Origin of the sequence: Deinococcus aerolatus (genome assembly GCF_014647055.1) — a bacterium.
Classification (GTDB): domain Bacteria; phylum Deinococcota; class Deinococci; order Deinococcales; family Deinococcaceae; genus Deinococcus; species Deinococcus aerolatus.
In genome coordinates this window covers 133,572-153,897 of the sequence record NZ_BMOL01000006.1, presented here as the reverse complement: position 1 = coordinate 153,897, position 20,326 = coordinate 133,572, and the positions used below count along the sequence as shown (strand labels likewise).

The following is a 20,326-nucleotide window of genomic DNA, read 5'->3' as shown; positions in this document are numbered from 1 at the left end:
GTTCAGGTCCTCCTTATACGCAGGGCGCGAGGAGATACGGTGGCGGTAGCCGGCAGCATCACACGCGCCCCAGTGCGAAGCCCTTGGCGATGTAGTTGCGCACGAAGTAGATGACCAGTGCGCCCGGCACGATGGTCAGGACGCCGGCGGCGGCCAGCAGACCCCAGTCCATGCCCGACGCGCTGACGGTGCGGGTCATGACGGCGGCGATGGGTTTGGCGTCCACGCTGGTCAGGGTACGGGCCAGCAGCAGCTCAATCCAGCTAAACATAAAGCAGAAGAACGCGGTCACCCCAATCCCGCTGCGGACCAGCGGAATAAAGACCCGAAAAAAGAAGTGCCCAAAGCTGTAACCGTCGATATACGCGGTTTCGTCGATCTCACGCGGCACGCCGCTGATAAAGCCTTCCAGAATCCACACCGCCAGCGGCACATTGAACAGCAGGTGGGCCAGCGCCACGCCGATGTGGGTGTCGAACAGGCCCACGCTTTGATAGAGCTGGAAGAAGGGCAGCAGGAACACGGCGGGCGGGGCCATGCGGTTGGTCAGCAGCCAGAAGAACAGGTGCTTGTCGCCCTGAAAGCTGTAGCGCGAAAAGGCGTAGGCGGCGGGCAGCGCGATGACCAGTGAGATCACGGTGTTCATGGCAACGTAGGTCAGGGAATTCAGGTAGCCGGTGTACCACGCGGGGTTGGTAAAGATCTCCCGGTAATGCTCAAAGGTAATCGCCTGGGGCCACAGGCTGAAGCCCGACACGATCTCGGCGTTGGTCTTGAGGCTCATGGTGATCATCCAGTAGATCGGCAGCAGCAGCAGGATGAAGTAGATGGGGAGCAGCACGCTGCCAGGGCGGAAGGGACGCCGGAGCCGGGGCGCGGGAACGCCCAGGACCTGGGAAGACTGGACTTGCGAGGACTGGCTCATGGCGTCTCCTGCCTGGGGGTCTGGGGATTGGCGTTGCGCTGAATAACGGTGTACAGGATGAAACTGACGATCTGGATGATCAGGAAGTACACCAGACTGAAAGCCGCCGCCGGGCCGAGGTCAAACTGCCCCACCGCCAGCTTGGTCAGGTACACCGACAGGAAGGTGGTGGCGTTGCCGGGACCGCCGCCAGTCAGCACAAAGGGTTCGGTGTAGATCATGAACGAGTCCATGAAGCGCAGCAGCAGCCCGATCATCAGCACGCCGCCCAGTTTGGGAAGCTGGATAAAACGGAACACTGCCCAGGCTTTTGCACCGTCAATCTTGGCGGCCTGGTAATAGCCTTCCGGGATAGCCCGCAACCCCGCATAACACAGCAGCGCCACCAGCGGCGTCCAGTGCCACACGTCCATCAGGATCACGGTCAGCCAGGCGTGCAGCGGATTGGTGGCGTAGTTGTAATCAACTCCCAGACTCGCCAGGAAATGCCCCCCCAGTCCGATGTCGGCGCGGCCAAAAATCTGCCAGATGGTTCCCACCACGTTGAACGGCACCAGCAGGGGCAGCGCGATCAGCACCAGCGACAGCGACGCCTTCCAGCCGCGCGCCGGAAGCGACAGGGCAATCAGGATGCCCAGCGGAATCTCGATGGCGAGAACGATCATCGTGAACAGCAACTGGCGCACGAACGCGCCGTGCAGGTCCGGGTCGCGCAGCACTTCCTGAAACCACTCCAGGCCCACGAAGACCTTGCGGTTCGGTCCCAGGATGTCCTGCACCGAGTAGTTGATGACGGTCATCAGCGGAATAATCGCGCTGAAGGCCACCGACAGCACCACGGGCAACACCAGGAACCAGGCTTTGTTGTTGCGGGTCTTTAGCATGGCATTCTCCGTAGGTGGCCACTCCAGATGACGTCGGGGCGCAGCAGATTGGGGCGGCTCACGGCGCTCACCGGACGATCCGCGAGTTGGCGTACAGCTTGGTGTGCTCCGGCGGAAAGCTCAGGTAGCCGGGCCCGGTGAGAATTGCGGCGTCCTCGGCCAGCTTGGCCTTGACGGTGTGCTGGCCCATCACGGCGGTGGCGATCTTGTAGTTGCCCAGATCTTCCACCCGCGTGATGTCGGCCTGCACCGCGCCGGGCTGAGGGCTGTTGCTGCACCCCAGAAACTCCGGGCGGATGCCCAGCGTCAGGTTGCCGCGTCCGCGTGCGCGTTCCAGGCGATCCGGGTTGAGGGGGAGCTCGTAGGTCTGGCCGTCCACCTGCACGCCCTGAGCGCCGGGAGCCACTGCGCAGGGCAGCAGGTTCATGCCTGGACTGCCGATGAAATAGCCCACGAACACATGTTCGGGTTCCTCGAACAGCGCCTGCGGCGTCCCGGCCTGAACCACCTCACCGCCCTCCATCAGGACCACCTGATCGGCGAAGGTCAGGGCTTCCACCTGATCGTGCGTGACATAGATCAGGCTCAGCTTCAGTTCGTAGTGAATCTGCTTGAGCTTGGAGCGCAGTTGCCATTTCAGGTGAGGATCAATCACAGTCAGCGGCTCGTCGAACAGGATGGCGGCCACGTCCTTGCGGACCAGCCCGCGTCCCAGCGAGATCTTCTGCTTCATGTCGGCGGACAGACCGCTGGCGCGGTTTTTCAGATCCCCGGTCAATTCCAGCAACTCCGCCACCTGCGCCACCCGCGTTCGGACTTCGGATTCCGGCACCCGGCGGTTTCGCAGCGGAAAGGCCAGGTTGTCATGCACGGTCATGGTGTCGTAGATCACCGGAAACTGAAAAACCTGAGCGATGTTGCGGGCCTCGGTGGGCAGGTTGGTCACCTCCTCTCCGTCAAACAGCACCCGCCCGTGCGAGGGCCGCACCAGCCCGGAAATGATGTTCAGCAGCGTGGACTTGCCGCAGCCGGACGGTCCCAGCAGCGCGTAGGCTCCGCCGTCCTGCCAGGTCATGGTCATGGGCTTTAGCGCGTAATCCTCGGGTTCTTGGGGGTCGGGCATGTACGCGTGAGCCAGCTCGTCCAGTTCGATGCGGGCCATTACGCGCTCCTCTCGGTGGGCGTTGGAGCGATGGGCGCTTCCAGTTGGCTGGGCGCGGGCGGGCGCGGTGGTGCGGCGGCCAGCTGCCCGTCAGAGGCGAAGGCGAACATGCGGTCTGGATCGACGTACAACGTGACGTCCTCGCCCGGTTTGATCGAATGGATGCCGGGCAGTTGCGCGACCATGTGTGCGCCCGGCGCGGCGCTGGGGCCGCCACCAGGGCTGATCAGGCGGGTATGCAGGTAGGTTTCTGATCCCGACAGCTCGGCCACGTAGACCCGCGCGGCCAGGGCCACGTCGTTCGGGCCTTCGGGGCGCAGTCCAGCGTGGTTGGCCCGCACGCCCAACTGGTGGGGACCGCTCAGGCCCGACATGTGCGGCGGCAGCGGGAAGCTCAGCCCTCCACTCAGCAGTGTGCGGCCCTCACCCAGTTTGGCTCCCAGCAGATTGATCGGCGGATCGCTGAACACCTGCCCCACCCGCACAGTGACCGGCTGGTGGTAGACCTCCAACGTGGGGCCGGACTGGAGCAGACGGCCCTCGCTCAGCACCGCCACCTGTCCGCCCAGGCTCAGGCCCTCGAACGGTTCGGTGGTGCTGTACACCACCACGGCGTCGCGCCGGGCAAAAATTTCTTTCATCTCGGCCCGCAGCTCCTCGCGCAGCTTGTAATCCAGGTTGACCAGCGGCTCGTCGAACAGCAGCAGCTCGGCCTCCTTGATGAGGGCCCGGGCGATAGCGACGCGCTGCTGCTGACCGCCCGACAGCTCGGCGGGCAACCGCTTGAGCATGGGTTCCAGATGCATCAGTTTTGCCACGCCGTGTACCCGTTCGTTGAGCTCACTTCCCTTCAGCCCGGCGATCCGCAGGGGAGAAGCGATGTTCTCAAAAACACTGAAGCTGGGGTAATTGACGAACTGCTGATAGACAAAGGCCACGGCGCGTTTCTGCACGCTCACGTTGGTCACGTCCCGTCCGTCTACCAGCACGCGCCCGGTGGTGGGCTTGTCCAGCCTCGCCATGATCCGCATCAGTGAGGTCTTGCCCGCCAACGTCGGCCCCAGCAGCACGTTCAGACCTGGGTTGAGGGTCAGCGTCATGGGATAAAGGTGGATGTCATCGCCCACCTTCTTGGTCACGTTGTCCAGGGTGAGGCTCATGAGAAATACGCCGGGAGACAGGCAGAACCTCTGGCAACCGCGGTGAGGGTCATAAACCTCCTTGGAGTCGTCTGATCGAAGAATGTCTGGGCCCCTGCTACCGGCAAGGTGGGTATCGGCAGCGTCCTCAGAGACGGGCTGAACCAAGAAGAGTCGCCAATAAAAGCATAAGGCGAAAGGCGGCTGATAGGCGGTGGGGACGGCCAACATGCACGGTCAGTTGCGGAGAAGCTGAGAACTGGGATTGAGAACAAATGATATGACGGATTGAACAGATGTGCAAGGTTTGTCTGGCGGCACCAGGGGCACCTGACCTGAACACACCTGACCTTGCGAATGGACGGCGCACTGCCGGACGGCTGAAACGCTGTCCTGGGCCGCAGGAGGACGTATGCTGATCGTCCATGCCTCCCGCTTCCGCCGTACCTGCTGCCACCTCTAACGTTGCCAGCCAGGACGTTCTGGCCGTCCAGGTGGCCCGGCTGTATTACGTGCAGGGCCTGACCACCGACGCGATTGCCGGGGAACTGGGGCTGTCGCGGCCCAAGGTGTCGCGGCTGCTGTCGCACGCCCGGCGCAGCGGTCTGGTGGAAATCCGGATTCGTGATCCCGAAGGCCAGTCCCAGGACCTGGAGGCCCGGCTGCAGGCCCGCTACCCGTTCCTGACCGCGCAGGTGGTCAGCGTGCCGCAGGGCAGCCCCGAGCAGCTGTGGCTGGAGCGCACCGCCGCCGCCGCTGCCGCCGCGCTGGGCGAGATGCTGCGCCCCGACATGACGGTGGGGCTGGCCTGGGGCACCACCCTGAGCGCAGTGAGCCACGCCCTGGTTCCCCGGCCCGTGCCGGACCTGACCTTCGTGCAGCTCAACGGCTCGGCCAGCGCCGCCGACTTCATGAGCGGCTTCGTGACCGACACCATTGTGCGCTTTGCCCGCAATTTCACGGCGGGCGCGCAGCTGTTCCCGGTACCGACGTTCTTCGACGACCCGGACACCAAGGGGGCGATGTGGCGCGAGCGCAGCGTGCGGCACGTGCTGGGCCTTCAGGAGCAGGCTGACTTGCTGGTCTATTCGGTGGGCAGCCACACCGCCTCCATCCCCAGCCACGTCTACAGCGCCGGGTATCTGGACGCTGCCGATCTGGCCGCGCTGGGGGCCGAGGGCGCGGTGGGGGACATCGCCACCGTCTTTTACCGTGCTGACGGCAGCGACGCGGGCCTGTCGCTCAACGCCCGTGCCAGCGGCCCGCCCCTGAGTCTGATCCGGGAGGCTGCCGGGTCGCTGTGCGTGGTCAGCGGGCTGGGGAAGGCCGCCGCGCTGCACGCCGCCCTGGCCGGACGCCTGATGCGCCGCCTGATCGTGGACGAGTGGACGGCGCGGGCGGTGCTGGACCTGGGCGAGCCCGGCCGCTGAGGTTCCCAGACGTCTGACATGGAGATGAACTCGCCCCTGGCTGGAGCCCCCCACAGCCACGGTGAAAGGTGACACAATCCAGGCAGCACGGACGCTCGGACAGGCGCGGGAGCGAAAAAAGGGGCAGACATGAAGCGACGTTGGACGCGGGGCGTGTTGTTGTCGGGCTTGCTGCTGGTGGGTCTGGCCCCGGCGCAGCGCAATGTGGCCATCTACGGCGGCGTGTTCCGGGGCAGCCAGCCGGTGCGGGTGGAGGTGTCGGCGCCGGCCGGGACGGTGTTCACGCTGAGGCGGGTGCTGGATCCGGCCGCGCTGTTCGCCGCCTCGCCCGATCCACACAGTCCGGGGGTCACGGCGCAAAAGGTCAGCCAGACGATCCGCAGCGTCACCCTGAGAAAGCGGGACCAGCCCCTGGAGTTCGGCCGGCTGCCCAGCGGCGTGTATGTGGTGGGCAGCGGGCGTCTGGGCGCGGTGGTGCTGGTCAGCAACCTGGGCCTAGTGGTCAAGCGCGATCAGAACGCGGCCCTGGCCTACACAGCCGACCGCGAGAGTGGCCAGACGCGGGCGGCGCGGGTGTGGCCGCTGGGCCGCGGCGCTCCGGTACTGGCGGGAGGCGACGGCGTGGCCCGCTTCGCGAAAAAGGCCAGCGTCAGCGGAGACACGGAGACCTATCTGGCCCGGCACGGCAACGACTGGGCGGTGAGCGGGGCGGACTGGAACAGCTACGCGGCCCCGCTGGTGCGCGGCTACGTGTACACGGACCGCCCCATCTACCGCCCCGGCCAGCATGTGGAGTTCAAGGCGGTGCTGCGGCAGGCCGGCCAGCTGACCCCGCTGGCGAACACGGCGGTGCGGGTGGCCATCAGGTCGCCGGACGGCGATGAGGTGTACCGCAAGACCCTGACCACCAGTGCGCTGGGTTCCCTGAGCGCCGGGCTGGACCTGGGGGCCGGCGCGAAACTGGGCGAGTACTATTTCTCGCTGGTGCCGCAGAACGCTGCCGGGGACGGCCAGACCGACATCGGCGGCAGCTTTCAGGTGGAGGCCTACCAGAAGCCCGAATACGCCGTCACGCTGGCGCCGGACCGCCGACGTGCGGTGCAGGGTGAGAAGGTCAGTGTGCGTATCTCTGCCCGCTACCTGTTCGGCGGCAACCTAGGCGGGGCCAGGGTCAACTACAACGTGACCCGCGCGCCGTATTACCCGCCCGGCTTCGACAGCGCGTCCCTGCCGCCCGACGACGGGGGCCGCGACTACGGCTCGGACCTGGTGATCCAGGAGGAGACGCGCCTGAACGCCAGCGGCGACCTGGACCTGACGTTGCCGCTGGCGCGTGACCCTGATGGCCAGCCGGTCAGCTACCGCATCGAGGCCGAGGTGGAAGACGAGTCGCGCCGCACCGTCAGCGCCCAGACGCAGGTGATCGCCTTTCCGGCCAGCCTGAACGTGGAGGCCAGCACCGACGGCTACATCTACGACGCCGGCAAACCGATTCGCGTTTCGCTGGACACCCGTGACCTGCGGGACGTGGGCCGCGCCGCGCACGTCACCCTGGACCTGATCCGCCAGCGCTACGACTACGACCGGAAAAAGAGCCTGTGGGTGCTGAGCGAGACGCGGGTGGCCCGCTCGCAGGTCACCACGAATGCGGGCGGCACGGCCAGCAGCACCCTCAGCACCGTGCGCGGCGGCGGGTATCTGGTGCGGGCGACCGTCCGCGACGCGCAGGGCCGCGCCAGCACCTTTGAGAATTTCGTGTGGGTGCTGAAGCCCGGCGAGGACTACGGCTGGAACTCCCGCGACCTGACCGTCCAGCTGGACCGCAAGAGCTACGCCCCCGGCGACACCGCCACGGTGCTGGTGGGCAACCCGAAGCCCGGCGCCCCGGTGCTGGTCACGCTGGAGGGTGACCGACTGCGCAGTTCCACGGTCCTGCGCGGCAGCGGCGCGGTGCTGACCTACCGGTTTCCGGTCACGCCGGACATGGCCCCCAACGTCCACGTCGCGGCGGCCACGCTGTCGGACGGTCAGTTCTACAGTAGCGAGGCCAGGGTCAGCGTTCCCCGCGCCGGCGCGGCACTGACCGTCAGGGTGAGTCCCGAAAAGGCCCGCTACGCTCCCGGTGACACCGGCAAACTCAGCGTGGACGTGCGCGGCGCGGACGGCAAGGGCGTGGCCGGCGAGGTGGCACTGGGCGTGGTGGACCAGGCCATCTACCTGGTACAGCGCGACAATGCCACCCCGATTGCCCAGGTGTTCGACGCGCCGCGCGCCAACGCGGTGGGGACCAATTCCAGCCTCAACTTCTACTTCTCGCAGGTGGGCACCGTGGCGGGTGGCCCCAGACCGATGGAATCTGCACCCGCCTTCGCTCAGGACAAGCAGGCCAGGGCCGCCGACGCCGCCAGCGCCGACGCGGTCACGCCGCGCCAGGAGTTCAGGGACACCATTCTGTGGCTGCCCAACCTGCTGACCGACGCGCAGGGCCACGCCGAGGTGGAGGTCAAGTTTCCTGACAACCTGACCACCTGGGTGGCCACGGCCCGTGCCCAGACGGTGGCCCCGCGTTTCGGGCAGGGCACCGCCACCACCATGACCACCAAAGACGTGATTGCCCGCCTGAGCCTGCCCACCTTTCTGGTGCGCGGCGACACGGTCACGCTGTCGGGCATCGTCAACAACACCCTGAACTTGGAGGTGACCGGCACGGCCAGCGCCGTCCTGAAGGGCCTGAGTCCCCTGGGCGGCGCGGCGCTGCAACCGGGGGGTGCGCCGCTGCGGGTGGGTGCCAACGGACGCGCCCGCAGCGACATGCAGGTGCGGGCCGGCAACGTCGGCACGGCAGAGGTGACCTTCACCGCCCGCACCGCCTCCGGCAACGACGCCCTGAAACTGCCGCTGCCCGTGAAGGCCAGGGGCTACGAGGTCACCCAGACAGCAGTGGGCAGCGTCAGCCAGCCCAGCGTCACGCTCAACCTTCCGCCGGACGCGAACCTGAAAACGCTGGACCTGAGCCTGAGCCTCACGCCGTCGCTGCTGTCGGCCGTGTCGCCGGCACTGGAGTATCTGGTGGGCTATCCCTACGGCTGCACCGAGCAGACCATGAGCCGTTTCCTGCCCGCGCTGCTGGCCGAAGAAACCCTGGGCAGCGCCGCCCTGCCGCAGGGCGTGACCCAGCATCTGCCCGACATCGTGAGTGCGGGACTGGCCCGGCTGGAACTGTTCCAGCACGAGGACGGCGGCTGGAACTTCTGGCAGTACGACAGCAGCACCCTGGAAATGAGCGCCTACGTGGTGGAGGGGCTGTTGCGGGCCAAGGCGCTGGGCGTGAAAGTCAACAACGACGTGCTCTACAGCGGGCTGCAGTACCTTGCCCGGCATGTGCCCAACCCGAAGGGAAGACAGGCCGAACGCGCCAGCGCGTACCGTGCCCTGGCCGCCGCCGGAAAAGTGGACAGGGGCCAGCTGGCCACCTTCGCCCGCCGGGGGGACCTGGAACCCTACGCGCTGGCCCAGACCGCGCTGGCGCTGAACAAGACGGGACAGGAGCAGGCCGCCCGCGACGTGCTGGACCTGCTCAAGGCGAAGCGCATCGGGACGAACGGCGGCGCGCTCTCGCACTGGGAAAAGCCGAAACGGAGCGGCGGCGACGTCTGGTACGACTCCTGGGACGACAACAGCGTGCAGGTCACCGCCAGGGCGCTGGAGGCCCTCGCCACGCTGGAGCCGAACAGCCCGCTGATTCCCGGCGTCTCGCAGTGGCTGCTGGGCAACCGGCGCGGCCCGAAGTGGCTGTCCACCCAGGACACCACCAGCGTGATCATCGCGGCGCTGGCCCTCAAGCCTGTGAAAGCGGTGAGCGGTGACGTGAGTGTTCTGCTGGACGGCAAGACGGCCGGGGAGGCCACGCTGGGCGGGCAGGGGGCCACCCTGAAGATCGACACCAGCACCCTGAAGGCCGGGGCACACACGGTTACGCTGCAGGGCGCGCCCGCCGGGCTGACCTTCAGCACCCAACTGAAATACAGCCGCGAGCCCGCCGAGCTCAGGGGCGACGCCAGCAAGGGCTTCCGCCTGAGCCGCCAGTATCAGCGCCTGGAACCGGTGTGGGACGCGAAGAAAAAGAGCTACAGCTACCGCCGTGTGCCGCTGCTGCGGGGCGGGCAGATGCAGCCGGTCACGGTGGGCGACCTGATTCTGGTGACGCTCAGCGTGCAGCCGGTGGGCCAGGCCGCGCGGTACCTGGTGGTCAGCGATCCCATCCCGGCTGGCATGAAGGCGCTGGATGAACGCAGCCTGGCGATTGCGGGCCTGCAAAATCCCGACGGGTACGGCTGGGACCGCTGGAACTACTGGTACGCGGGCCGTGAGCTGCTCGATGACCGCGTGGACCTGTACGCCGACCACCTGAAAGGCGAGCAGAAGCTGACCTACCTGCTGCGCGCCCAGACCCCTGGCACCTTCACGGCGCTGCCCACCCACGCCTTCCTGATGTACGACCCGGACGTCGAGGGCTACGCCCCGGCGACGACGTTCACGGTGCGGGACCGGGGCCGGTAGTGAGGCAGTCGTGAGCAGGCCGTTCCCCTGGCGCATGCTCGCGGCGTTCCTCAGTCTCACGCTTCCGATTCCCGGCGCCCAGGCCTATGAAGCTCAGCACGGCGCCCTGACGGTGAGCTATGCGGACCCGCGGGACCGTCAGCACCTCGGCGTTGTCTTTGTGGCGTGGGACCGGGCCGCGCGTGACCTGAGGGCGCTGGGCCTGCCGCCGCCTGCCCGCGTGCGTCTGGAGGCGGCCGGCAACGCGGCGGACTTCGCGGCCCGCACCGGAGAGCCGGTGAACATCGCGGCGTCCACCCGGGGCGCGGTGATCCGCACGCAGCGGCTCTCGGCGCTCTCGGCGCGCGGCCTGCTGCCCACCACCGTGCGGCACGAGGCCTTCCACACCGCCCAGTCGGCCCGCATTCCACGCTGGCTGGCCGAGGGGCTGGCCCGCACCTTTAGCGGCGAGGGACAGGCGGACCCGCGCACCTCGACGGGATTAGAAAGCGCACGTGCCAACCGTCTGGACGCCGAATTGCTGAACCGTGACGCAGCACAGTTGAGTGCCGCCTACCGCGAGGCCACCGTCCGGGCGGCAAGGCTGGTGCGGGCGCGGGGCTGGAAGGGAGCGCTCAGGTGGTGACGCGCGGCCCACGCCCGTGAAAGACTCGCCACAATGAAAGCCGTCGTCTACGAGCAATTCGGAATGCGCCCCGAACTCCAGACCGTTCCTGACCCCGTGCCGGCAGCGGACGGTGTGGTGCTGCGGGTGGAGGCGTCCGGCGTGTGCCGCAGTGACTGGCACGGCTGGATGGGCCATGACCCCGACATCGCCCTGCCGCACGTCCCCGGTCACGAGATCGCCGGAACCGTGGTGGCGGTGGGGGCAGGCATCACCCGCTGGCGCGAGGGGGACCGCGTCACGCTGCCTTTCGTGTCGGGCTGCGGGCGCTGCCCCGAGTGTCAGGCGGGGCAGCAGCAGGTGTGCCGGGCGCAGTTTCAGCCGGGCTTCACGGCCTGGGGATCATTTGCCCAGTTCGTGGCCCTGCGCTACGCGGAGCACAATCTGGTGCGCCTGCCGGAGAACCTGGACTTCGTGACGGCAGCCAGCCTGGGGTGCCGCTTTGCCACCTCGTTCCGGGCGGTGGTGCAGCAGGGCCGGGCCAGAGGCGGTGAGTGGGTGGCGGTTCACGGCTGCGGCGGCGTGGGCCTGTCGGCGGTGATGATCGCCCATGCCCTGGGCGCACGCGTGATCGCGGTGGACATCGGCGCGGACAAGCTGGAGCGGGCGGCCGAACTGGGTGCGGAATTCGTGGTCAACAGCCGCGAGGTTGATGTCGTGACGGCCATCCGCGAGGTCACGGGCGGCGGCGCCCACCTGTCGCTGGACGCGCTGGGGCACGCGCAAACCTGTGCCGATTCCATTCTGTGCCTGCGAACCCAGGGCCGCCACGTGCAGGTGGGCCTGCTGGTGGCCGAGCATGGCCGCCCGCCCCTGCCGATGGACGCCGTGATCGCCAGGGAACTGGTGATCTACGGCAGCCACGGCATGGCCGCGCACGCCTATCCGGACATGCTGGGCATGATCGAGAGCGGTCAGTTGCGCCCGGAACGCCTGATCGGCCGGCGGCTGACGCTGGGGGAGTCGGTGGACGCGCTGACCGGCATGGACACCTTCAGCGGCACTGGTGTTCAGGTGATTGACCGCTTCAACTAGCGCCGCGCCATTTTGTCCGTTCACCCCACCACACTGCGCAGCCGGTCTCACAGCGCAGCCCATCACACACAGCCGCCGGCCTTCCTGACCGAGACTGCCGGGCATGATCCGTGAGCCCACGCTGCCCAGCGCAGCCTTCCGCCGCGCCGATGAGACGCCGGACGAGCAGTTCTACCGCGAGCCGCGCTTCGTCACCCACATCGACGCCGGGGCCATCGCGGCCGTCACGGCCCTCTACCGCGAATACTTTCCCGCCGGGGGCCGCATCCTTGACCTGATGTCCAGCTGGGTCAGTCACCTTCCGCCCGAGGTCCGGTACGGCGAGGTGGTGGGCCTGGGACTCAACCGCGCTGAACTGGAACGCAATCCACAGCTGACCTCGGTGATCGTCCAGAATCTCAACGCCGCGCCCAGGCTGCCCTTCGCGGACCACAGCCACGACGCAGCAGGCATCACGGTGTCCATCGATTACCTGACCGATCCGGTGGCCGTGCTGCGCGATCTGGGACGGGTGCTGGTGCCTGGCGGCCCGGTGGTGATCAGCTTTTCCAACCGCTGTTTTCCCACCAAGGCCGTGGCGGTGTGGCACACGCTCGACGACGCCGGCCACCTGCGCCTGGTCCAGCAGTATCTGGAGGCGGCAGGCAATTGGGGCGACATTGCCGCCCTGGACTGCAGCCCACGCTCGGCGCGGGGCACCCTGACAGGCGATCCGCTGTATGCCGTGGTCGGCCGGGCGACAGGGTGAACCCGGGCGCCGTGTGGGCGGCTGACCACGTCCTGTCTGGGAAAGGCCTTCAGAAACGGTGCAGGTGCGGGGACGGACCTGCTGTGGCTCCCAGGCGGTAGGCTCACTCGAGCACCTGACCGTGTCCACCGCCCACGTCCCAGAGCTGGCTGGTCTGCCTGGAGAGGAGGGCGGAGGCCGCACCGAACGCTTTGCCGCCGGATTGCGTACCCACTTATGCAGGTGCCACGCCTGAACATTCCTGTCCAATTTCCGAGGTGCCCTTGATTCCGCCGCCCACCCCACATCCTGACGAACCTGTCGAACTGCACTTTGCTCCGCAGGGCCGCGCCGCACGGCTGAAATTCAGTGTGCTGGGCCGTCCGCTGATCTGGAGGGCGCTGCGTCAGGCGGGCCGTGCCTCTGCGGACCTCAGCGTACAGCAGCGGTTTCAGTTGCAGCAGCGCTTCAGCCGCCTAGTCCTCAACCATCTGGAAGTGAGGCTGGAGATGCGCGGACTGGAGCATGTGGGCGCTGGCCCCTACCTGATCGCGCCGCTTCACGAGGGCATTGCCGACGTGCTGTGCCTGTTGCAGCTGCCCCTGCCCATGCGCTTTGTGGCCCGGCGCGAGATCTTCGGCTGGCCGGTGGTGGGACCAGTGGTGACGCGGCTGGGCCACCTGCCCATCAACCCCGAGCACCCGCTGGGCGGGTTCCGTGACCTGTGGCGCGGGGCCGAGGCCATCTTGGAGGGCGGCGAGAGTCTGACCACATTTCCGCAGGGGGCCATCGCCGGAATTCAGTCCGACTTCCAACGTGGCGTCTTCGAGGTGGCCCGGCGTGTGGGCGCGCCGATTCTGCCTGTGGCCATCAGCGGGACGCACCGCATCTGGGAACACCCGTTTGCGCCCGCGCTGCGCTACGGCCAGCCGGTGGCCCTGACCGTCCTGCCGCCCATCTCTGCCCAGGAGGTTCAGGCGGGCCACCTCGAAGCCATTCGCGTCCGCACGCGCAGGGCCATGAAGGCGGCGGCCCTGGCCCCGAATTCGCCGCCCGCCCGCTTCTTCGACCCGGACCGCGACGGCTACTGGGACGGCTACCGTCTCGACATCGACCCCGATTTTCCCGAACTGGCGCGCAAGATGGCAGCCCACCGCGCCGCCTTTCTGAGAGGTACCGCATGAAACGTGTTCTGATTCTGTCCGCCCTGCTGACCCTGACCACCGCCCGCGCCCAGAGCTGGGCGGCCATCCAGAAACAGGCCCAGGGCCAGACCGTTAACTTCTACATGTGGGGCGGCTCAGACGATATCAACCGGTACGTGGATACCGTGGTGGCCCCGGCCGCCAGAAAGGCCGGCGTGACCCTGCGCCGCGTGCCTGTCAGCGACACCGTGCAGGCCGTTAACAAGGTGCTGGGCGAGAAGCAGGCCGGGAAGAACACCAACGGCAGCGTGGACCTGATCTGGATCAACGGCGAGAATTTCAGAAGTGCCGCGCAGGCCAACTTGCTGCTGACCGGCTGGGCCGAAGCGCTGCCCAACGCCCGCTATGTCGACTGGAAGAGTCCGGCGATCCGCAACGATTTTGGTTTTCCGGTGAACGGTGCGGAGTCTCCCTGGGGCAGCTCGCAGTGGCAGTACGTCTACGACAGTGCCCGCGTGAAGGAATCAGAACTGCCGCGCAGCTTCAAAGCGCTGGCCGCCTGGATCGCGGCGCACCCGGGCCGCTTCACCTTTCCCGCACCGCCGAACTTCTCGGGCAACCGGTTTCTGCGTCAGGCCATGTTCGAGCTCGCGGGTGGACAGGCCCAGTTCGTCGGCCCGTACAAGCCGCAGCTGTGGGCCACGGCCGCGCCCAAACTCTGGACCTACGTCAAGACCATCAGGCCGGACCTGTGGCGGGGGGGCCAGACCTTCCCCGCCGACGTGCCCAACCTGTATTCGCTGTTCGCCAACGGCGAGATCGACTTTGCCTTCGTGCAGAACATCGCCGGAATTGCAGCCGAGGTGAAAAGCGGCGTGCTGCCAGCAACGGCCCGGGTGTTCGTCTTCGACGCCGGAACCGTGACCGACACGCACTACGTCGCCATCCCCTACAACTCGGCCCATTCTGCTGGGGCCAAGGTGGTGGCCAATCTGTTGCTGACGCCGGAGCTGCAACTGGCCAAGCTCTCGGGCAACCTGTGGGGCGATGGGCTGGGCATCGATCCGGCCAGGGTCGGGCCCGCCTTCCAGAAGCAGGTCAGGGCCGCGCTGAAAGTCGGACCGTACACCCTGGACCCGGCGCTGCTGAGCAGCAAGGCGTTCAGTGACGTGGACGCGCAGTACGACAGGAACGTGCAGGACGGCTTCAAGAAAGAGATTCTGAAATAGCTGTGGTGTGGCGCGTCCTGTCCTTTGTGCCTGCGCTGCTGGTCACGGGCCTTCTCTTCGGTGGGGGTCTGCTGCTCGGCGGCCTGCAAAGCCTGGGTTACGCGCCGGCACTGGGACAGGACACGCTGAATGTGGACGCCTACCGGCAGCTGTTCGCGGACCGCGGTTTCTGGGCCTCGCTGGGTCTGACCGCCTGGGTGGCGACGGCCAGCACGCTGCTGGCGGCGGTGTTCGGTACGGCGTTTGCCCTGTTGCTGCACCGGGCAGGCGCGGGCGGACGCCTGCGCTTCCTGTTTGGCCTGACGCTGCCCATTCCTCATCTGGTGGCTTCCATTCTGACGCTGCTGCTGCTTTCGCAAAGTGGGCTGCTCTCGCGGTTCACGCTGGCCGCGGGCCTCACCGCAGGCCCGCAGGATTTTCCGGCGCTGCTGTATGACCGCCGGGGGATGGGCATCGTGCTGGAGCTGATCTGGAAGGAAACGCCGTTCATCGGACTGAACGTGCTGGCCGCGCTGACGCAGCTTGATCCGCGTCTGAACGAGGTGGCAAGGACCCTGGGGGCCGGGCCCTGGATCCGTTTTTTGCGCGTGACCCTGCCGCTGATTCGTCCGGCGCTGCTGTCGAGTGGCGTCCTCGTGTTCGCCTTCAGCCTGTCGTCGTTTGAGGTCCCGGCGCTGCTGGGAGCCACCTCGCCCACCACGCTGCCCGTGCTGGCCTACCGCGCCTTCACCGATACCGATCTGACGGCGCGGGCCTCGGCGCTGGCCATCAGCATGGTGGTGGCGGCGCTGGGCGGGGCGCTGGTATGGGCCTATGTGCGGGCGCAGGGGGGGCGCGGCGGATGAACCGCAGCCTGAAAGTCACCCTCGGCGTGGGGCTGGGCGTCTCGGCCACGCTGCCGCTCGCGCTGCTGGTCCTCTGGTCGGTGGCGGGGCGCTGGTATTACCCGGCGGCGCTGCCCACAGAGTGGAGCTTGCGGGCGTGGCAGTCGGTGTTTGCCCCCACCTCCCAGGTGTGGTCCGCGTTGTGGGGCAGCGTGTGGGTGGCGACCGTCACGGCGGTGCTGGGCACAGCCATCGCGCTGCCGGCAGCTCGCGTCCTGGGCCTGGGTCAGGTCAAGAAACGCGGGCGGCTCTCGGCGCTGCTGCTTGCGCCGCTGGTGTTGCCTTCCTTTGCCAGCGTGATGGGCATTCAGGTGATGTTCATCCGTCTGGGCCTGGCCGACACGCGCCCCGGCGTGGTATTGGCACACCTGATTCCGGTGGTGCCGTACGCGGTGGTGCTGCTCAGCGGCGTCTTCGGCAGCTACGACACCCGCCTGGAAGTTGTGGCCCGCTCGCTGGGTGCAAACCGCTGGCAGGTGTTCTGGCGGGTGACCCTGCCGGTGGTTATGCCCGGCGTGCTGGTGAGCGTGCTGTTTGCGTTTCTGGTGTCGTGGAGCGAGTACCTGTTGACCCTGATCGTGGGCGGCGGGCAAGTGCTGACCCTGCCGCTGCTGTTGTTTTCGGCAGTGCAGGGTGGCGACTACGCCATTACCGGGGCCCTGAGCCTGCTGTACATCGCGCCCACACTGCTGGTGTTTGCCCTGATCGCGCCGCGGGTACAGGGATGGCGCACTTGAGCCAGCTCACCATCCAGGGGCTGGGCAAAGCCTACGCGGCCGGCCCGGACGTGCTGAGCGACATCACGTTACAGGTGGCCTCCGGCGAACGTTTCGTCCTGCTGGGGGCGTCCGGAAGCGGAAAGAGCACGCTGCTGCGGGTCATCGCGGGGCTGGAAGGCGCCCAGCGTGGGGAGGTGCGGCTGGCCGGGCAGAGCATGCTCGGGGTGCCGGCCGAGCGACGCGACATCGGCCTGGTGTTTCAGCAACCCCTGCTGTTTCCGCACCTGACCGTGGCGAGAAACCTGTCGTTCGGGTTGAACCTGCGCGGCGTGTCTGCCCGGGAGATCGGCCCGAGGGTCGAGGAGATGCTGTCCCAGACGGGTCTGAGCGGTTTTGGCCAGCGGCTGCCGCACCAGCTGTCGGGCGGGCAGGAGCAGCGGGTGGCCCTGGCCCGGGCGCTGATCACGGCCCCAAAAATGCTGCTGCTGGACGAACCTTTCAGCGCGCTGGACGCCCCGCTGCGCCGGGAGATGCGCCGCTGGGTGGTGGATCTGCAGCAAAAGGCTGGCACCACGTTGCTGCTTGTCACCCATGATCAGGAGGAGGCCCTGGCGGTGGCGCAGCGCATCGGTTTTCTGGAAGCGGGACGGCTGCAGCAGGTGGGCGAACCCGAAGATTTTTTCCTGCGCCCGGCCAGCCTGAGTGTGGCGCGGTTCTTCGGCGGGCAGAATTTCATTGCTGGCGTGCAGAGCGGCCTGGACGTCCAGACGGCGCTGGGCAGGTTTGTGACGGCGCGCCAGCACCATGGTCCCGTCACGCTGACCTTTCGCCCGGAAGCGCTGCAGCTGGGGGAGGCCGCGTGCAATTCGTTCGTCGCCGTCATCTGCGGGACGTCGTTTGGCGGAACGTTTCGCCAGTACGACCTGGAGGTGTGTGGCCAGCGTCTGGTGTGGCAGGCCCCGCCCACCGTGCGGCTCACGGTGGGGGAGAGGGTGGCGCTGCACTGCCCGGCTCACGCGTGCTGGACGCTCCCTGACCCCCGGGACTGAACGATTTTGCGGCCTACCAGCCCAGCAGATCGTCCTTGAGGTCATCCGCCGCAAGCTGCGCGTAACCCTTGCGGGTGGTGTCCACCGACGCGTGGCCGAGGTGCGCGGCCACCCGCCCGAAATCCTTGATCTGCCGCAGCAGGCGCGTTCCGGCGTACTTGCGCCCCGGATGAAAACCCCGGAACGGCACGTTCGCCGCCCTGAAGGCCTTTTCCACGTGGTAGCGCGCCGTCATCACCCGGCCGTAGCGGAACACCTGCGTGGCGGGCGTGGTGCGCTTGCCGTCCATGTGTTCCGGACCCCCCGGCGCGAACAGCGCGCGGTACTGACGGCAGGCCCGGCCCAGGCTGCTGCTCATGGCCACGATCCGTCCCTTGCGCCCCTTGCCTGAGCGCACATGGATGCGGCGAGCGGTCTCGTCCAGGTCCGCCCATTCCAGCGCCAGCGCCTCGCTGATGCGCAGCCCCGCGTGGGCCGTCAGGAACAGCAGGAACCTGGCCTGCACGTCCGCGCAGTCGATCACGTCGGCCAACTCGTCTTCGGAATAGGGCGGCCGCTTGACAATACCGGGGGTGGGGTCCCTGGGGACCCGCACGTCGCGGAAGGGATCAGCCTCGCTGGCCCCGGCCCAGCGCAAGGCGCGGTACAGGCAACTGGCCGCCGCCACCTTCAACCCCACCCCGGCGGGTTTGCGCCCCGCCGCCAGCATGGCGTTCACGTAGCCCTGGGCGTCGTGTCGTCCGGGCCGCAGAACACCCACCGCCTGCGCGGCGGCGTAGTCCACGTACTGACGCACGCCCAGCGCGTAGGCCTCCACAGTACGTGGGCTAGTCAGCACGCCGCTGCCGCCGCCGTGGGCCAGATACGCCACCGTCAGCGAGACCAGTTGTGCCGCGTCCTTCTCGGCGGCGGCCCGCACGGCGCGGCGGCGCAGCTCGTCGTCGTGCAGCCCGGTCCATTCCCGGCTGCGCGCCAGCAAGTCGCCCCGGTAGACCGCCAGCGTCACGCGCGGGGCTTCCTGGGTTGAATCAGATTCGGAATAGAGGGTGAGAGGTCCACCCGGCCAGTCTACCCTGTTCTCTTGCCTAAGAAGCATTAGGGCAGAGAACCGTAAAATGAGCTGTGGGCACCCTCATCCTGGTCAGGTGAAGGCTTTTTGCCGGCACTGATGTTTCGCCGACTGGGGCCGGACGTGCCTGGGGTGCGGGCGGCCTCAGTCCGGTGCCGGGGTCAGGCGGCGGCCCCCAGCTCAGACCGGGTGCCCGAGCTGGCGCTGGACCTCACGCAGTCCCTCGGCCTGGGCCAGCACCTGCACGTTGTCGCCGGCGACCAGCCGGGTGGCGCCGCCGGGAATCAGGTACTCGCCGGCGCGGTCGACCAGCACCACCAGCGCCTCGGCCGGCAGGTGCAGGTCCACGATGCGCCGGCCGTCGGCCGCGCTGCCGGAGCGCACCTCGACCTCCACCAGCGCGTTCTTGCTGTAGCCGGTGGGGGTGTAGGTCAGCGGCGGGGTGGGCGGCACACTGCGGGTCTCGCGCAGGTCCAGCAGGTCCGCCACCCGCGTCAGGGTGGTGCCCTGCAGCAACACGCTGGTCAGCACAATAAAGAATACGACGTTGAATAGGGTCTGGGCCTGCGGAACGCCGGCCAGCAGCGGAAACGTGGCCAGCACGATGGGCACCGCGCCGCGCAGGCCCACCCACGCCACCATCGTCTTGTGGCGCAGCGGCATGCGCGAGGCCGCCAGGCTCACGAAGACGCTGACGGGCCGCGCCACGAAGACCAGCACCAGCGCGCAGGCTAGCGCCAGCTCGGCGGTGGGCAGCAGCTCGCGGGGGTTGACCAGCAGGCCCAGGGTCAAGAACATCGCCACCTGCATCAGCCACGCGAGGCCGTCATGGAACGACAGCAGGCTGCGCTTGTGCAGGAAGTCGGCGTTGCCCAGCAGGATGCCCGCCACAAAGATCGCCAGGAAGCCGCTGCCGCCCGCCACCGCCGTCAGGCTGAAGATGGTCAGGGCCAGTGCCAGGCTCAGCACCGAGTACAGGCCCTCAACCTGCAGCTGCAGCCGGTTGAGCATCGCCAGCGCCACGCGGCCCAGCACCACGCCCAGGACGCCGCCGATCACCATCTGCCTGACGAACAGCGGCACGATCTCCAGCACGCCCATGCCGGGGTTGGCAATCAGTTCCAGCAAGCCCACGGTCAGGAACACCGCCATGGGATCGTTGCCGCCCGACTCGAATTCCAGCAGTGGCCCCACGTCCCCCTTGAGGCCCAGCGCGCGTTCCTTGAGCACGCTGAACACGGCCGAGGCGTCGGTGCTGCTGACCACCGCGCCCAGCAGCCACGCGATCAACCACGGCAGCCCCAGCGCGAGGTGAGCAAACGCGGCCATCACGCCCGCCGTGATCAGCACGCCCAGGGTGGCCAGACTCAGCCCGCGCCGGATCACGGGCCGCGTCTCCTCCCAGTTGGTGGTCAGGCCGCCCTGAAACAGAATGAAGCACAGCGCCAGGGTCCCCAGCGCCTGCGCCAGCTGGTAATCGCTGAACTGAATGCCCAGGCCGTCGGACCCGGCCAGCATGCCCACGCCCAGAAACAGCAGCAGGCCCGGAATGCCCAGCCGACCGCCCAGGCGGCTCACGATCAGGCTGACCAGCAGCAGAATTCCGGCAGCCAGCAGGTACATTTCGGTGGTAAGAGCGGGCACCTCCCCAGCATGCCACAGGGCCGCGGTTCGTCCGGAATTTCACGCTGGAGCGCGCTGCGCT

Annotated in this window: 16 protein-coding genes; 10 read left to right on the top strand and 6 right to left on the bottom strand. The window is 67.7% G+C overall.

Annotated features, from left to right (window positions below):
- Positions 1-58: 58 nt before the first annotated feature.
- From IEY31_RS08585 to IEY31_RS08570, 4 genes are all read right to left on the bottom strand, one after another.
- Positions 59-925 (bottom strand): carbohydrate ABC transporter permease, encoded by an 867-nt coding sequence (locus IEY31_RS08585; RefSeq protein ID WP_188970918.1) that lies wholly within the window; start codon positions 923-925, stop codon positions 59-61.
- Complete coding sequence (locus IEY31_RS08580; RefSeq protein ID WP_188970916.1) at positions 922-1,809, bottom strand: carbohydrate ABC transporter permease; 888 nt, start codon at positions 1,807-1,809, stop codon at positions 922-924. Before IEY31_RS08580 ends, IEY31_RS08585 begins: the two co-directional genes overlap by 4 nt.
- Positions 1,810-1,876: 67 nt before the next feature.
- Positions 1,877-2,971, bottom strand: a complete 1,095-nt coding sequence (locus IEY31_RS08575; RefSeq protein WP_188970915.1) for an ABC transporter ATP-binding protein — start codon at positions 2,969-2,971, stop codon at positions 1,877-1,879.
- Positions 2,971-4,131, bottom strand: a complete 1,161-nt coding sequence (locus IEY31_RS08570) for an ABC transporter ATP-binding protein (protein WP_188970913.1) — start codon at positions 4,129-4,131, stop codon at positions 2,971-2,973. Before IEY31_RS08570 ends, IEY31_RS08575 begins: the two co-directional genes overlap by 1 nt.
- A 404-nt stretch (positions 4,132-4,535) precedes the next feature.
- Between IEY31_RS08570 and IEY31_RS08565 the strand changes: the two genes are divergently transcribed.
- From IEY31_RS08565 to IEY31_RS08520, 10 genes are all read left to right on the top strand, one after another.
- Positions 4,536-5,540, top strand: a complete 1,005-nt coding sequence (locus IEY31_RS08565) for a sugar-binding transcriptional regulator (RefSeq protein ID WP_188970911.1) — start codon at positions 4,536-4,538, stop codon at positions 5,538-5,540.
- A gap of 129 nt (positions 5,541-5,669) precedes the next feature.
- Positions 5,670-10,100 carry an alpha-2-macroglobulin family protein gene (locus tag IEY31_RS08560; protein WP_188970909.1) on the top strand — a complete coding sequence of 1,477 codons (4,431 nt, stop codon included), beginning with the start codon at positions 5,670-5,672 and terminating at the stop codon, positions 10,098-10,100.
- 10 nt (positions 10,101-10,110) lie between these two features.
- Positions 10,111-10,725 (top strand): hypothetical protein, encoded by a 615-nt coding sequence (locus tag IEY31_RS08555; RefSeq protein ID WP_188970907.1) that lies wholly within the window; start codon positions 10,111-10,113, stop codon positions 10,723-10,725.
- A 33-nt stretch (positions 10,726-10,758) separates the two neighbouring features.
- On the top strand, positions 10,759-11,799 hold the full coding sequence (locus IEY31_RS08550; RefSeq protein WP_188970905.1) for a zinc-dependent alcohol dehydrogenase family protein: 1,041 nt from the start codon (positions 10,759-10,761) through the stop codon (positions 11,797-11,799).
- Positions 11,800-11,902: 103 nt separating this feature from the next.
- A complete protein-coding gene (locus tag IEY31_RS08545; protein WP_188970903.1) occupies positions 11,903-12,547 on the top strand; it encodes a class I SAM-dependent methyltransferase in 645 nt (214 codons plus the stop codon).
- A 257-nt stretch (positions 12,548-12,804) separates the two neighbouring features.
- Complete coding sequence (locus tag IEY31_RS08540) at positions 12,805-13,710, top strand: lysophospholipid acyltransferase family protein (RefSeq protein ID WP_229723431.1); 906 nt, start codon at positions 12,805-12,807, stop codon at positions 13,708-13,710.
- Positions 13,707-14,900 carry an ABC transporter substrate-binding protein gene (locus tag IEY31_RS08535; RefSeq protein ID WP_188970901.1) on the top strand — a complete coding sequence of 398 codons (1,194 nt, stop codon included), beginning with the start codon at positions 13,707-13,709 and terminating at the stop codon, positions 14,898-14,900. The genes IEY31_RS08540 and IEY31_RS08535 overlap by 4 nt, the downstream gene beginning before the upstream one ends.
- 5 nt (positions 14,901-14,905) lie before the next feature.
- The gene (locus tag IEY31_RS08530) at positions 14,906-15,745 is read left to right on the top strand and encodes an ABC transporter permease (RefSeq protein WP_229723430.1); all 840 of its coding nucleotides are present in this window, start codon (positions 14,906-14,908) and stop codon (positions 15,743-15,745) included.
- The gene (locus IEY31_RS08525; protein ID WP_188970899.1) at positions 15,742-16,521 is read left to right on the top strand and encodes an ABC transporter permease; all 780 of its coding nucleotides are present in this window, start codon (positions 15,742-15,744) and stop codon (positions 16,519-16,521) included. The genes IEY31_RS08530 and IEY31_RS08525 overlap by 4 nt, the downstream gene beginning before the upstream one ends.
- Positions 16,518-17,552 carry an ABC transporter ATP-binding protein gene (locus IEY31_RS08520; RefSeq protein ID WP_188970897.1) on the top strand — a complete coding sequence of 345 codons (1,035 nt, stop codon included), beginning with the start codon at positions 16,518-16,520 and terminating at the stop codon, positions 17,550-17,552. The genes IEY31_RS08525 and IEY31_RS08520 overlap by 4 nt, the downstream gene beginning before the upstream one ends.
- A gap of 13 nt (positions 17,553-17,565) precedes the next feature.
- Here the strand turns inward: IEY31_RS08520 and IEY31_RS08515 are convergent, their stop codons facing one another.
- Positions 17,566-18,558 carry a tyrosine-type recombinase/integrase gene (locus IEY31_RS08515; protein ID WP_229723429.1) on the bottom strand — a complete coding sequence of 331 codons (993 nt, stop codon included), beginning with the start codon at positions 18,556-18,558 and terminating at the stop codon, positions 17,566-17,568.
- 243 nt (positions 18,559-18,801) lie between these two features.
- Positions 18,802-20,244 carry a potassium/proton antiporter gene (locus IEY31_RS08510; protein WP_188971001.1) on the bottom strand — a complete coding sequence of 481 codons (1,443 nt, stop codon included), beginning with the start codon at positions 20,242-20,244 and terminating at the stop codon, positions 18,802-18,804.
- Positions 20,245-20,326 lie beyond the last annotated feature (82 nt).

Excerpts from the sequence above, each read along its gene's own strand:
- IEY31_RS08535 (WP_188970901.1), top strand. The coding sequence starts at position 13,707 with ATGAAACGTGTTCTGATTCTGTCCGCCCTGCTGACCCTGACCACCGCC.
- IEY31_RS08510 (WP_188971001.1), bottom strand. The coding sequence starts at position 20,244 with ATGTACCTGCTGGCTGCCGGAATTCTGCTGCTGGTCAGCCTGATCGTG.
- IEY31_RS08550 (WP_188970905.1), top strand. The coding sequence starts at position 10,759 with ATGAAAGCCGTCGTCTACGAGCAATTCGGAATGCGCCCCGAACTCCAG.
- IEY31_RS08525 (WP_188970899.1), top strand. The coding sequence starts at position 15,742 with ATGAACCGCAGCCTGAAAGTCACCCTCGGCGTGGGGCTGGGCGTCTCG.
- IEY31_RS08545 (WP_188970903.1), top strand. The coding sequence starts at position 11,903 with ATGATCCGTGAGCCCACGCTGCCCAGCGCAGCCTTCCGCCGCGCCGAT.
- IEY31_RS08580 (WP_188970916.1), bottom strand. The coding sequence starts at position 1,809 with ATGCTAAAGACCCGCAACAACAAAGCCTGGTTCCTGGTGTTGCCCGTG.
- IEY31_RS08570 (WP_188970913.1), bottom strand. The coding sequence starts at position 4,131 with ATGAGCCTCACCCTGGACAACGTGACCAAGAAGGTGGGCGATGACATC.
- IEY31_RS08565 (WP_188970911.1), top strand. The coding sequence starts at position 4,536 with ATGCCTCCCGCTTCCGCCGTACCTGCTGCCACCTCTAACGTTGCCAGC.
- IEY31_RS08575 (WP_188970915.1), bottom strand. The coding sequence starts at position 2,971 with ATGGCCCGCATCGAACTGGACGAGCTGGCTCACGCGTACATGCCCGAC.
- IEY31_RS08560 (WP_188970909.1), top strand. The coding sequence starts at position 5,670 with ATGAAGCGACGTTGGACGCGGGGCGTGTTGTTGTCGGGCTTGCTGCTG.
- IEY31_RS08585 (WP_188970918.1), bottom strand. The coding sequence starts at position 925 with ATGAGCCAGTCCTCGCAAGTCCAGTCTTCCCAGGTCCTGGGCGTTCCC.